Here is a 12,738-nt window from a genome sequence, read left to right as displayed (position 1 = left end):
CCAACGAGCCGGCGGCGAGACGGTTCAGTAGGCGGTGGCGTGCACCCCCGCCACCGCTCGCCCCGACGGGTCGGCCGCATCGGCGAACGCCGCGTCCCAGGCGATCGCCGCCGGCGACGAGCAGGCGATCGACTTGCCGCCGGGCACGCTCTGCGCGGCGGCGGGCGTGGGGAAGCACTGTTCGAACAGGCTGCGGTAGTGGTACGCCTCCTTGGTCTGCGGCGGGTTGACGGGAAAGCGGCGCGCGGCGGCGGCGAGCGCGCGGTCACTCACCTGGCTTTCGGCGTGGGCCTTGAGTCCGTCGATCCAGCCGTAGCCGACGCCGTCGCTGAACTGCTCCTTCTGCCGCCACAGGATCGACTCGGGCAGGTAGCCCTCGAACGCCTCGCGCAGCACCGCCTTCTCGATGCGGCGGCCGTCGCCGCCGGCGCCGACCATCTTGCGGCTGGCGTCCATGCGCATGGCCACGTCGAGGAACTCGCGGTCCAGGAACGGCACGCGCGGCTCCACGCCCCAGGCCATCATCGACTTGTTGGCGCGCAGGCAGTCGTAGTTGTGCAGCGCGTCCAGCTTGCGCACCAGTTCCTCGTGGAACTGGCGCGCGTCGGGCGCCTTGTGGAAGTACAGATAGCCGCCGAAGATCTCGTCGCTGCCCTCGCCCGAGAGCACCATCTTCACGCCCATGGCCTTGATGCGCCGCGCCAGCAGGTACATCGGCGTGGAGGCGCGGATGGTGGTGACGTCGTAGCTTTCGATGTGGCGGATCACCTCGGGCAGCGCGTCCAGGCCTTCGTCGAAGCTGTACTCGAAACCGTGGTGCACGGTGCCGATGGCCTCGGCGGCGATCTCGGCGGCGGCCAGGTCCGGCGAGCCCTGCAGGCCGATGGCGAACGAGTGCAGGCGCGGCCACCAGGCCTCGCTGCGGTCGTCGTCCTCCACGCGCCGGCGCGCGTAGCGCGCGGCGACCGCGGCGACCAGCGAGGAGTCCAGTCCGCCGGAAAGCAGCACGCCGTAGGGCACGTCGCTCATCAGCTGGCGGTGCACGGCACGCTCGAACGCCTCGCGCAGTTCGTCCGGCGAGACCGCCACGCCTTCCACGGCGTCGTAGTCGCGCCAGCCCGGGGCGTAGTAGCGCACCAGCGCATCGGCAGCACTGTCGTAGTAGTGGCCGGGCGGAAACTGGGCCACGTCGGCGCAGCTGTCGGCCAGCGACTTCATCTCCGAGGCCACGCGCAGCCGGCCTTCGCGGTCGTGGCCCCAGTACAGCGGGCACACGCCGATCGGGTCGCGTGCGATCAGCGCCCTACCCCGCGCGCGGTCCCACAGGGCGAAGGCGAAGATGCCGTTGAGGCGCTCGAGGAAACCGGCCGGATCGTCCCCGGCCGAGGCGCTCTCGCGGTAGAGGGCGCTGATCACCTCGCAGTCGGAACCGGTCTGGAAGTCCCAGGGCGTCCGCAGCGCCGCCTGCAGTTCGGCGTGGTTGTAGATCTCGCCGTTGACCGCGAGCACCAGCTGGCCGTCGGCCGAGCGGATCGGCTGCGCACCGCCGGCCGGATCGACGATCGCCAGGCGTTCGTGGACCAGGATGGCGCCGTCGTCGAGGTGCACCCCGCTCCAGTCGGGGCCGCGGTGGCGCTGGCGCTGCGACAGTTCCAGCGCCTGCCGGCGCAGCGCGGCGGCATCGTCGCCGGCCTGCAGGCCGAAGATTCCGAGGATCGAGCACATGGGGTTTTTCTCCGTGTCGTGGTTCGGGAACGCGATCCGCGTCCGGGCGAGGACGCGGGCCGGATGCACCACGCAAAAAACCCGCGCGGTGCGCGGGTTTCGGATATCAGGACTTGCCGCTTCTGCTGCCTATGCCTGTTCGCCGACCCGCCTTTCGGGCGCACGATTATTCGAACGCGGATTGTTCGCGTTGCGCAGGTCGCGGGCGATGGCGGTCGGGAGCGGCATGGAACCGAAGCTAACCCGAGACCGGACTGCGTGCAAGCGGCCGATCCCGGAGGGGGCCTGCCATCTCCCGTAGGAGCGCGCCATGCGCGCGAAACCGACATCGCCGGCCCGGCCCGCACGGCTTCGGCACGGCAACGTGTCCGAAGCAATCCCCCCGTCACACGGTGCGGGCTTCGCGCGCATGGCGCGCTCCTACGGCGGGGCGGCGGCCGGAGGAGCGTGGGCGTGGGCCCACGATCGGGAGAAGAGCCACAAAAAAGGGCCGTTTCACGGGCGGCGGATGCCAGACCGCCCGGTATCCGGCGGAATTCCACCGCGATATGGCGGGCTTGGGCAGCGCCGGCGCATCGGGATTAGAATGCCCGCATGACAGGTTCCGCCCAGCCCGACGTGCTCTTCGACGGCCATGACAAGTTCATCGCCGCGGTGGACGCCGCCGTGGCCAGCGGCGACGAGCACGCCATCACCGCCGCGCTGCGCAACACCCTGTGCGAGATGATCCGCGATCCCGAGGTGCGCCTGCCCGGCTGCGTGTACGAGCCGATCGCCGACCACTACGCCCGCCGCGAGATCTATCGCAGCCCCGGGCACGGCTACAGCATCGTCGCCATGACCTGGGGCCCGGGCCAGGGCACCCCGGTGCACGACCATTGCGGGCTGTGGTGCGTGGAAGGCGTCTGGGACGGCGAACTGGAGATCACCCAGTTCGAGCTCCTGGAGCGGGACGGCGACCGCTTCCGTTTCCGCGCCGCAGGCGGCCTGCAGGCCGGTGCCGGCAGTGCCGGTAGCCTGATCCCGCCGCACGAATACCACACCATCGGCAACGTCAGCGGACGCAGCGTCGCGGTGTCGGTGCACATCTACAAGGCGCCGATGGACCACTGCGCCAAGTTCGTGCACGAGCAGGGCGAGTGGTACCGGCGCACCGAATCCTGCCTGAGCGTCGACCGCGCCGCCTGAGGGCACGTTTCCCGGCCTTCCGCTCGCGGGCTGCAGTGGGCGAACCCTTGCGGAACCGGACGAATCGCCCGGCTGCGCGCCAGAAGTGCCTTCCGACACCTGCCGCTTGCCCGAGCGCCTGTCTAGACTGAAGCACAGGCTTCCACGGTCCCGCCGCCATGCTCCTAGATCTCTTCCTCGCCGCCGCCCATCACCTGCTGATCTTCGGCCTGGTCGCCATGCTGGTCTTGGAATCGGCCATCCTGCGCGGCGCCATCGACGCTGCGGCCGTCCGCCGCCTCGCCGGCATCGACGCCGGCTACGGCATGAGCGCGGTGCTGCTGCTGATCGTCGGCGGGCTGCGCCTGCTCTACGGGATCAAGGGCTGGCAGTATTACCTGCACAACCCCTGGTTCCACGCCAAGTTCGGCGCCTTCCTGCTGGTCGCCGCGCTGTCCGTGGTCCCGACTCTGCGCTTCCTGCGCTGGCGCAAGGCGTTGCGGGCCGATCCCGGCTTCCTCCCCGCCGCGGCGGAGTTGGCCCGGATGCGCGGCTTCGTTCGCCTGCAGCTGGCGCTGATCGCGGCGATCTTCGTCCTCGCCGCCGCCATGGCCCGTTATGGCGGATTCTGAAGCCGGACCGGGTCAACCGGCGCGCCGGCCTCGGCTATACTCTGCGCCCGCGCCGAAGTGGCGGAATCGGTAGACGCAGCGGACTCAAAATCCGCCGCCGTAAAAAGCGTGTGGGTTCGAGTCCCACCTTCGGCACCAGAACGCATGCAGGCCCAACCGGCCCGGAATCAGGACGCCGCCAGGGCCGGCTCGCCCGGCGCCTTGTCCGGCGTGCGCGTGCGCAGCAGCAACCCGCCTGCGATGCCCGCCACCGCGGCGAAGCACGCACCCGCCAGGAAGGCGGTGCCAATGCGCGCCTCACAGGAATATCGTCGCTCAACGCCTGCTCGACTGCCGGGTGCGCCTTGCCGGCCAGGGCGAATCGGGTCGCGATGCCCGGCGCCTGCCACGCAGGGCCTGTCCGTACGGATCGGCGGGGCGCACTTGCACGCCCCGCCTCCCGCGGTCCGCTGCCATCAGGGTTGCAGCGGCAGGCCGGTCTGCGGGTCGATCGCGCGGAAGGGATCGATCCCGGGCGTGACGTATCCCGCACCACCGTGCGTCGCCATGGACGCACCCGATGCCTGCCCGTAGGAGACCCGCAGGCCGAAGCTGCTGGCGGAGCCGATCCCCGAGGATTGTTCGCGCCGCAGTAGGAACGACAGGTTCCATCCCGAGTCCAGGTCGACGTCCAATCCGGCGCCGAGGGCCAGGGTGTCGTCGTTGTAGCTGCGCATGCCCAGCAGGTAATCCTGCGTCACCGGCTGCACCACGTAGTTCAACCGCGCATCGCCGCGGTTCTCCAGCGCCTGCCTGTACTCGAGCGACCAGTACGGGCGCAGCGACACCGTGGTCGCCTTGAGCTGGTAGCTGCCCTCCACGCCCAGCGCCAGCGTGCTGTTGTCGATGGTCTGCCGGCCGTAGGAGAGATCGTAGATGCCCAGTCCGCTTTCGCGGTAGGCGTCGAGCGTGGTGTGGCTCGCGTCGTAGCGTCCGTACCCGGCCAGGCGGCTGCGTTCACCGGCGTGTTCGTAGCCGACGGTCAGGCCGCCGAACAGCTGGTCGCCCTCGCGCCCTGCCTGCGCGGTGACATCGGCCAGTTCGCTCCAACGCCACAGATCGAAGTCCAGCCGCCCCAGTCCCAGCTGGCCGTCGACGAACAGCGGACCATCGCCCCGCCACAGGCCGTACAGCGCCATGCTGCGCTGTCGCGCGTCCTGCTGCGAGGGCGAATCATCGAAGTCGGTGTCGTTCCAGCCCAGGCCGCCGGCGACGCCCAGGACCAGGTTCCGGCCGAACAGACGGTCCACGCCAAGGGTGACGCCATTGCTGCGGAAGTCGAAACCGCTGGACCCGCTGCGGTGATCGCGCTCGCCCAGCGAGATCGTGCCGGCCACCCACAGGCCCCAGCCATGCGCCAGGGCCGGCATGGCGCCGGCCAGCCGTTCCGCACCGAGCGACAATCCCGGACCGCTGCCCGCGCTCGCGCTGAACGTCAGGTTGTTGGCCGACGGATTGCCGCGCCCGTCGCGCAGCTGGCGCAGGCGATCGCGGATGTTGTCCTGCTGGGCGTTGGCGAAGCGCACGCTGGCGTCCACCTGCGCCTGCAGGCCGCCCACCACTTCCGGGTCGAGTGTCGGATCCGGGCGCGTCGCCACGGTCAGCGTCAGGCTCACCGTGGCCGCGGTGTAGTTGCCCGCCGCCGCCTGCGTGGCCACCAGTGTCGTCGTACCGGTGCCGACGATGGTCACCGTGGACCCGCTCACCGTCGCCACCCCCGCGTTGCTGCTCGCGATGCTGAAGGCGCCGGTGCTGTCGCTGTCGGGGTCGGGCAGGTCGAAGGCGGGCTCGCCGAGGATCTTCTGCAGGTCCTCGATCCAGGTCAGCGTCGGGGTGGCCGCGGCGATCGCCACCTCGACCATGGCCTGCGGCGCCGCGGCGTAGTCGTCGTTGCCGGCCTGGTCGGCGGTGAGCGCGCAGGCCCCCGCCGACAGCATCGTCACCGTGGCGCCCTCGATGGTGCAGACCCCGGGCGAAGTGCTGGCGAAGACCACCGGGTTGCCGGAATCGCCGCCGGTGGCCGAGACCGTGAACGTGCCGCCCGCCGCGTAGGTCGGCGCGTCCGGATTGGCGACGAACTGCGAAATCGCCTGCGCGGCCTTGCCGATCGCGATGGACTGGGTCACGGTCGCGGCGGCCGCGTAGTCGTCGTTGCCCGCCTGGTCGGCGGCGATGGTGCAGGTGCCCGCCGATTGCATCGTCACCGTGGTGCCGCTGATGGTGCACACGCCGGCGGTCTGCGTCCGGTAGCTCACCGGCAGCCCGCTGCTGGCGGTCGCCACCGGGTCCAATGCGAACGTGCCGCCGGCGACGAACGTCCGCGCCGTCTGCGCGCCGAAGGTGATCGCCTGGCTGCCGGCGCCGATGACGACATCCAGCCTCGCCTGTAGCGCCGCACTGTAGTTGCCGTTGCCGGCCTGGTCGGCGGTCACCGTGCAGGTGCCGGCCGACTGCATCATCACCGTGCTGCCGCTGACGGTGCAGACGGTCGGCGTCGCGGTACCGAACAGCACCGGGTTGCCCGACGCGCCGCCGGTCGCCGACACCGTGAACGTGCCGTCGGGCACGAACGCCGGCGCCGCCGGATCGGCGGCGAACGCGGTGATCGCCTGCGCCGCCTGGCCGATCGCGATGTCCTGCGTCACCGTCGGCGCAGCCGCGTAGTCGTCGTTGCCCGCCTGGTCGGCGGCGATGGTGCAGGTGTCGGCCGACTGCATCGTCACCGTGGTGCCGCTGATCGTGCAGACGTCGGCGGTCCGGGTGCCGTAGCTCACCGGCAAACCGCTGCTGGCCGTCGCCACCGGGTCCAGCGCGAACGTGCCACCCGGCACAAATGCCTGCGGCGCCTGCGCGCCGAAGGTGATCGCCTGGCTGCCGGCGCCGATGGCGACATCCAGCCTCGCCTGTGGCGCCGCACTGTAGTCGTCGTTGCCGGCCTGGTCGGCGGTCACCGTGCAGGTGCCGGCCGACTGCATCGTCACCGTGCTGCCGCTGACGGTGCAGACGGTCGGCGTCGCGGTACCGAACAGCACCGGGTTGCCCGACGCGCCGCCGGTCGCCGACACCGTGAACGTGCCGTCGGGCACGAACGCCGGCGCCGCCGGATCGGCGGCGAACGCGGTGATCGCCTGCGCCGCCTGGCCGATCGCGATGTCCTGCGTCACCGTCGGCGCAGCCGCGTAGTCGTCGTTGCCCGCCTGGTCGGCGGCGATGGTGCAGGTGCCGGCCGACTGCATCGTCACCGTGGTGCCGCTGATCGTGCAGACGTCGGCGGTCCGGGTGCCGTAGCTCACCGGCAAACCGCTGCTGGCCGTCGCCACCGGGTCCAGCGCGAACGTGCCGCCCGGTGCGAACACCTGCGCCGCCTGCGCGCCGAAGGTGATGGTCTGCTCGCCTGTCCCCACCAGCACGCCGCTCGTGTTGCCCACGGCGTTGAGCGCGGGGGTGGTGTCGTTCCCCGTCGCATCGCGCAAGGTCCCGCCGTTGGCGACGATGGTCGTGCCCAGCATCACACCGTCGTAGTCGCGGTCGCCGGCCTGCACGATGTAGCTGAAGGCAAGCGCATCGGTGCCGGAGCCCGACACATAGCTCACCTGCCTCGACGTGGAACCCACCGTCAGTTCCAGGTACGGGGTGCCACCGGCGGTGTCGACGATGACCGCCTCGCTCAGGTGAACGGTGAAGTCGAGTGCGTCACCCGCGAGATAGCGGCCGTCGGCCGGCACGCTCACCGACGTGACCACCGGGTCGATCCGGTCGACGGTATATGCCTCACCACCGGTGAAGCCGGCCGCGGGGTTGCCGGCGGCATCGATGATGCCGGTGCCGCTGCCGTTGAGGTCCAGGCGCAGGGTGCCATCGCCGCCGATGCCGTTGACGGTGACGGTATAGAGGATGGAATCGGTGGTCGCGACCGAAGCGACGGCGCCGGTCGCCGTTCCCGTGGCGGTCACCGAGAAGTCGGCGGCGTCGACGCCGGTGACGGCCTCGGAGAAGGACACGGCGTAGCGCACGCTGTCGGCGTTGGTGGGGGAGGCGTCGATGCGGTCGATCGCGGTCACCGCGGGCGGCTCGGTGTCGGTCGCCAGGACGGTGAACGCGTCGGGCAGCGTGGAGGCACCGGCCTCGGTGGTGACGGTCACGTCGTGGCTGCCGATGGCAAGACCGTCGGGCACGGTCGCGGTGATCGAGGGGCCGGTGTTGTTGGTGATGGTGGCCGCGACGCCGCCGATGGTGACTGCCACCTCGTCCGCCAAACCGTACAGCGCCTGCCCGCCCAGCGTCACGGTGGTACCCGCACCGCCGCTGCCGGGGGTCACGCTGGCCAGCACCGGCCGCGCGGATTCGCAGCTGATGGTGTAGTCGAACCCGCCTTCCTGGGAGTTGATGTAGATGGTGCCGCCACCGCCCCTGTAATAGTCCGAAGACGTCCCTTCGAACACGCCTGGCTCAAAGAAGGAAATGTGCAAGCCGCCGCCGGTGAACGTTCCCCTCGTTTGAGGTCCGGTGGGATTGGAGATCTCCACCGTGACCTTGTCGCCGGCATTGTTCGCCCACGAGTTGGGGCCGTTGATGTTGACGTTTTGGTTGGGCTCCACGCTACCGGTGCGCGGCGTGCCGTCGGGACTGTTGATCAGCTGGCAAAACGAGGACGCCGCCGCCTGCGGCGCCCAGCAGGCGAATCCCAGCAAGCCCAGGAGCAGTGCACAACGGAGCCGTCCGGCCAGATCTCGATACATCGCGTTCCCCTTCCCCAGTGGTCCCTTCACCATGGAGGCGACGCCGCCCCTGAGGCCGCGACGCCATCCGCGGTGCAGACGCAGGTGCCGGCGGCGATATCACCCTTTCCCGCGTCCTTTCCCGCGTCGCGCCTCTCCCCGAGTCAGGTGACGCGGAAGCCGGCAATGTAGCACTGATTCGCCCCCGGTGATCGTGCCTCGGGCGCTGCGTTTAGGCGTCCGCATCCGGCTCCCGGCGGCGGAACAGGCCGGCTGCCTGCCCCTGCGGATCGGCCCGCAGGCTGTCGCGGGTGTTCTTCTGCACCGCGATCGCCGCGAACAGGCTCAACGCGTATGACATTCCGTAGAAGCCCTTTTCGCTCAACGCCAACTCCGCGTTCCACAATCCGACGAACAGCAGCAGCAGCGCCGAGATCACCGCGAACCACGACAGGCCGTAGTAGATGTTGGTCACCGGAATGCCCTCCATCCGGTCGCGCACGCTCTTCTGCACCGACACTGCGGCGAACAGCCCGTACAGCAGCAGGGTGAAGTAGTAGCCCTTCTCGTTGAGCAGCATCTCGGCGTTCCACAGCCCGACCAAGTAGGCAGTCATGCCGAGACCAAGCGCGACCCAGGAGGCGCCGATGAAGGCGGGGGAAGGTTTGTTGGCAGTACCGGCCACTCCGTTCATCCGTGTATTCTCCATGCTGGAAAGTGCGAAACGCTCCGAACAACCGCCTCTTGGCGGCTGGCCGACCGGCAGCCTGCCAGGGCCTGTCAACGCAGACGGCACAGACCCTAGAACAGCCTCATCTTGAAATCACCGGGCGGGATCGACTTGACGATACCGTACTTGCCTTCCGGCAGCACCGCCTGCTGCAGATAGGCGATCACCTGCGCCCGCAAGCGCTCAAGTTCGGCTTCGCTCCGCTGCTCAGCCTCCGACGTCGACTGCAAGTCGCCGAAGTAGACCGCGATCCCGAGAAACAGGCCGGCGTCTTCGAGTCCGGCGATGTCGTCCTCGGTCAGGACGACGTCCATCGAAGCCCGGCCGCTGCCGCAACCCCTTGCCTCGACCCGGTATTCGCCCGGCTCGATCGTACCGTGTGCTAGCAACGCATCGATTGCCTGCCGCGTGCCGAGCCACGCCTCGCTGTCGATGTCCGGGCCTTCTTCGTCTCCCAGCAGGAAGAATGCAAAGCCGTCTTCGGCCGGCCTGACACAAACGTGTCTTGCCGACTCGATCTGGTCCTCGTCCAGCCACATCATTCCCTGCGGCAGCTCCGGCATCAATGCGTGATAGAGGGAGAGCGGATCGTACTTCTCCCCATCCACGTCCGCCGGCGAATCGGTCGCGATGAGGTAGTTGGCCTGCGAAAGCAGACGCCGGCTGAGCCGGGTTTCACCCCTGTGCCTGGCGGCCAGCGCTCCGAACGCATGGATGCGGGCGCGGTCGCGACTGTCGCGGGATTGGCCTCGGCCGAGCTCGGCGGAGTTGAACAGCCTGATCGCGGCTTCCGTGTGGCCGTCGGCAAGCAGACGCTCGCACAAACCCAGCACTTCGACACGCAGCGGGCCGATGCCTTCTTCCGGCAGTTGCGGCGCCAGTTCCGCCGCGAGTTCGACCCATGCGGTGACGAATCCCGCGGGCACCTGGCCGCCATTGCCGCCGTTGTCGCCGACGATGTCGAGCAGTGCGAGTATCGCGGCGAGCCGGTCGCGCTCGTCTTCCATCCGTCCAGCCTCCCGCGCAGCATGGTGGGCCTTGCGGACAACGTAGTCGTCGGCGACGCGCTCGAGCGTGTCCGCGTCGGCATCCAGTGCCAGCTGCACCATCCGATCGAGCAGCCAGCCGGTGGCGACGGTCCTCCCGCCGTCCGCTCCGCGCCGCTCGCGCAGGCGCAGAAGTTCCTGGTAAACCGCCAGCGCCTGCACCGCGTCGCCGGCCGCCAGGCTGCGGTTGAGGATGGCCGCCTCCTCGTGCCAATCCGCTGACTCGGGTTCCAGGTGAAGGAATTGCAGTTCCACCTGCATCTCCCGGGGCCTATGCACCTCCGCGGTGTCGCCGCGCGCATCGGTGATGCCGAGGAACGCGGCCCCGTCCTCGAATGCCAGCAGATAGCCGCGATGCGCAGAGGGCTCTCCGTTCGGATATGAGATCCGGCTCTGCGCCTTCGACGTTCCCTTGCCGATGATCGGACGCGCCGAGAAATCAGCCTCGTCGGCGGGCCGCTCCGTCCGCACCGTGGCCGTCCGGCCACCGGCATCGGTGTCTCCTTCGATGTCCAACACCGCCTCTCCATCGCGGTAGACCAGCAGGCGGTAGCGCTTTTCCGACCAGGGTTCCTGGGTGACGGGATCCGCGATCACCGGCCGCAGCACATGCGGCCCCGTACCGACGATCGCATCCGGCATCACCGGCTCCTGAGCGCAGGCCGCGCCGGCGATGAAACAGCCTGCCGCCAACAGTGCCAAGGCCGCTGCACGCCCCGATTTCGCATCGCCATCCAGCCGCTCCGCCCGCTTGACGCGCCCAAGGATTGCGATATCCCGCCACCGCCATTCCATGTCTTCATTCTCCTGCCCTCGTCGTATGACCTCACGACGGCGACATTTCCTTCGACGGCCTTCTTATCGACTTTCAAGCAGTCGCATTCTCGTATGCATTGCCATCTGACAGCGCTATCAGATAGCACATCAGCTGCAGCACGTTGTTGCCTTCGTAGCTTCCCTGATGGTCGTTCCCTTGCGTTCGGAACACGCCCCGCACCCCCGGCTTTTCTTTCGGTGCGCTCCCGGATTGATGAGAAACAGTGCCGTCGCCTGCCACATCGGGACCAGTGGACTGATAGCGCAAACGGCGTTCGACAGACTGATTGTTGTAACCCAGGCGCAACACCAGCTCTGTCACGCCCGTCACATCACGACTTCACCGCATTCGGCCTGGGCCGCACCGATTTCACGATCCGGTCCCACACGCCGACCGCTTCATCGTCCGTGAGCGATGAACCGACCTCCTCGATCTGGCCAGCACCCGGGGCTCGCGAGGGGCGCCCGTACGGCGGCAGCCCAGTGGTCGGCTGATTCGGAACAGCGCCTCCGGTCATGAGTTGTAGCTGCAGAACCGGGGAAGCCAACGCCGGGGACGCCGGGTAGGATTCGATACTGAAAGAGTGCTCGATTCGTCCATCACTTTCATGGCTTCCGAGCCACTCTTCCGCGGGCATTCCTGCAAACTCCGCCCGCTCTTTGCGCAAGGTCTTTGGGCTAAACCCCAGCCCGGAAAAGTTCGTCTCCACTCGCCGGATCAACCGCGGCTCGCTCACGTCCTGTTTGAAGGTGTTCAGTTCGACATCCAAGCTGACATCACGATGCGCGCGGCTTTCATCACGAAAACGGAACGCCGCCAGCTCATAGTCGTTGTTCGCATCGATCACGACGGGGCCAAGGCAGAATCCAGCGCCCGCGCTCTTCGGATCGGGGACAGCTTGCACACTGGCTGCAAGCTTCTTCAATCTATTCTCAACCGGCTCGATTACCCCATTGTAGGACTCCGCCTTCATGAAGACCTGCACCCCTGAAACGAGAAGATGGAGTTCATGGATATGGGAGCGGTTGGATATATCGCTTTTGTGATAGCGAATCAGGACTCCATTCTCACCAACACCCTCTTCCAGCAACAGCATAGAATCTTGCGTTTTTTCATTAATCTCTCCGGAAATTTCAGCGCGACGTTGCTTCATACTGCTCGCGAACTGCTCAGGCTCCACATCATCATTGACGACCTGAGCCTCGACCGTCTCGAAATCCGCATCATGCCCGAAATACAGCGTCACCGAACTACTTCGGTAATTCTGCCGAAAGGTTTCCGGCAAACCGATGAGATGTCTGCCGATGCATATCGTGCGCATGGATTTCGTCAATTCCGCCACCGTCTTCTGCTCCATCCCCATGGGTTTGCACCCGGCCAACGCAAGCGCGGCAGCTATCGCCGCACATAGCCATGTTCCCTTCACGTCATCACCTTCGCCTCGGCCGCGACCTTCTGAATCGAAAACAACGTCGCAAGCCGTGCCGTGTCGTTCTTGTAAGACGGCTCGTGCTCGAATCCTGCGAGCCTGAACTGCTGACGGATATGCGCTTGGTTCTTTGCTGTCAGCATGGGCGAGCGCCCCGAACTGGTTGGCACGGTCCCGTCGCCACCGCCGTCTTGCAACGCGCAAACCAAGTGCCAATGGATCCTTGGTTGCGGTGGATAAGGGCCGTTTCGCCGCTCAGGAGGGATCTGTTCCCGCACACCGGGAGCTGGTAGCCGGGCGCGGTGGCGCGCGGGTTGAGGCGCGCGCCGGTGCCGTCGGCCAGTACCGGGCGCCACGGACGTTCGCGGTCCAGCGCCTCGAAGCGGTTGGGCGTAGCCGACCGCCTCGGCGCGCGCCTGCGTGCTGCTTTTGGCT

General features: G+C 68.0%; 9 protein-coding genes and 1 tRNA gene. 3 read left to right on the top strand and 7 right to left on the bottom strand.

Going from position 1 to position 12,738, the window contains the following annotated elements:
* Nucleotides 1–24: 24 nt before the first annotated feature.
* Nucleotides 25–1,725: an asparagine synthase B gene (asnB, locus tag AB5T46_RS03820; RefSeq protein ID WP_370562536.1), complete on the bottom strand. Its 1,701-nt coding sequence runs from the start codon at nt 1,723–1,725 to the stop codon at nt 25–27.
* Nucleotides 1,726–2,319: 594 nt separating this feature from the next.
* On the opposite strand from asnB, the gene AB5T46_RS03815 reads away from it, so the two are divergent.
* From AB5T46_RS03815 to AB5T46_RS03805, 3 genes are all read left to right on the top strand, one after another.
* A complete protein-coding gene (locus AB5T46_RS03815) occupies nt 2,320–2,913 on the top strand; it encodes a cysteine dioxygenase family protein (RefSeq protein WP_370562535.1) in 594 nt (197 codons plus the stop codon).
* Nucleotides 2,914–3,071: 158 nt separating this feature from the next.
* Nucleotides 3,072–3,524, top strand: a complete 453-nt coding sequence (locus tag AB5T46_RS03810) for a DUF2214 family protein (RefSeq protein ID WP_370562534.1) — start codon at nt 3,072–3,074, stop codon at nt 3,522–3,524.
* Between the two features lie 51 nt (nt 3,525–3,575).
* Nucleotides 3,576–3,662: transfer RNA gene (locus AB5T46_RS03805), tRNA-Leu, on the top strand.
* Between the two features lie 317 nt (nt 3,663–3,979).
* Here AB5T46_RS03805 and AB5T46_RS03800 read toward each other — a convergent pair.
* From AB5T46_RS03800 to AB5T46_RS03775, 6 genes are all read right to left on the bottom strand, one after another.
* Nucleotides 3,980–8,254 (bottom strand): autotransporter domain-containing protein, encoded by a 4,275-nt coding sequence (locus AB5T46_RS03800; protein WP_370562533.1) that lies wholly within the window; start codon nt 8,252–8,254, stop codon nt 3,980–3,982.
* 259 nt (nt 8,255–8,513) lie between these two features.
* Nucleotides 8,514–8,975 carry an inner membrane protein YiaA gene (gene yiaA / locus AB5T46_RS03795; RefSeq protein WP_370562532.1) on the bottom strand — a complete coding sequence of 154 codons (462 nt, stop codon included), beginning with the start codon at nt 8,973–8,975 and terminating at the stop codon, nt 8,514–8,516.
* A gap of 107 nt (nt 8,976–9,082) precedes the next feature.
* Nucleotides 9,083–10,852 carry a hypothetical protein gene (locus AB5T46_RS03790; RefSeq protein ID WP_370562531.1) on the bottom strand — a complete coding sequence of 590 codons (1,770 nt, stop codon included), beginning with the start codon at nt 10,850–10,852 and terminating at the stop codon, nt 9,083–9,085.
* A 73-nt stretch (nt 10,853–10,925) separates the two neighbouring features.
* Nucleotides 10,926–11,195 carry a hypothetical protein gene (locus tag AB5T46_RS03785; protein WP_370562530.1) on the bottom strand — a complete coding sequence of 90 codons (270 nt, stop codon included), beginning with the start codon at nt 11,193–11,195 and terminating at the stop codon, nt 10,926–10,928.
* Nucleotides 11,196–11,205: 10 nt separating this feature from the next.
* Nucleotides 11,206–12,300, bottom strand: coding sequence for a T6SS immunity protein Tli4 family protein (locus AB5T46_RS03780; RefSeq protein ID WP_370562529.1), 1,095 nt, complete (start codon nt 12,298–12,300; stop codon nt 11,206–11,208).
* The gene (locus AB5T46_RS03775; RefSeq protein WP_370562528.1) at nt 12,297–12,446 is read right to left on the bottom strand and encodes a hypothetical protein; all 150 of its coding nucleotides are present in this window, start codon (nt 12,444–12,446) and stop codon (nt 12,297–12,299) included. The genes AB5T46_RS03780 and AB5T46_RS03775 overlap by 4 nt, the downstream gene beginning before the upstream one ends.
* Between the last annotated feature and the right edge of the window lie 292 nt (nt 12,447–12,738).

Origin of the sequence: Luteimonas salinilitoris (genome assembly GCF_041300785.1) — a bacterium.
In the GTDB taxonomy this organism is placed as follows: domain Bacteria; phylum Pseudomonadota; class Gammaproteobacteria; order Xanthomonadales; family Xanthomonadaceae; genus Luteimonas; species Luteimonas salinilitoris.
This window is presented reverse-complemented; position numbering and strand designations above follow the sequence as displayed.

What these genes read in the sequence shown, in the direction of transcription:
- AB5T46_RS03810 (WP_370562534.1), top strand. Translation starts at nt 3,072, where the DNA reads ATGCTCCTAGATCTCTTCCTCGCCGCCGCCCATCACCTGCTGATCTTC.
- AB5T46_RS03775 (WP_370562528.1), bottom strand. Translation starts at nt 12,446, where the DNA reads ATGCTGACAGCAAAGAACCAAGCGCATATCCGTCAGCAGTTCAGGCTC.
- AB5T46_RS03790 (WP_370562531.1), bottom strand. Translation starts at nt 10,852, where the DNA reads ATGGAATGGCGGTGGCGGGATATCGCAATCCTTGGGCGCGTCAAGCGG.
- AB5T46_RS03815 (WP_370562535.1), top strand. Translation starts at nt 2,320, where the DNA reads ATGACAGGTTCCGCCCAGCCCGACGTGCTCTTCGACGGCCATGACAAG.
- yiaA (WP_370562532.1), bottom strand. Translation starts at nt 8,975, where the DNA reads ATGAACGGAGTGGCCGGTACTGCCAACAAACCTTCCCCCGCCTTCATC.
- asnB (WP_370562536.1), bottom strand. Translation starts at nt 1,725, where the DNA reads ATGTGCTCGATCCTCGGAATCTTCGGCCTGCAGGCCGGCGACGATGCC.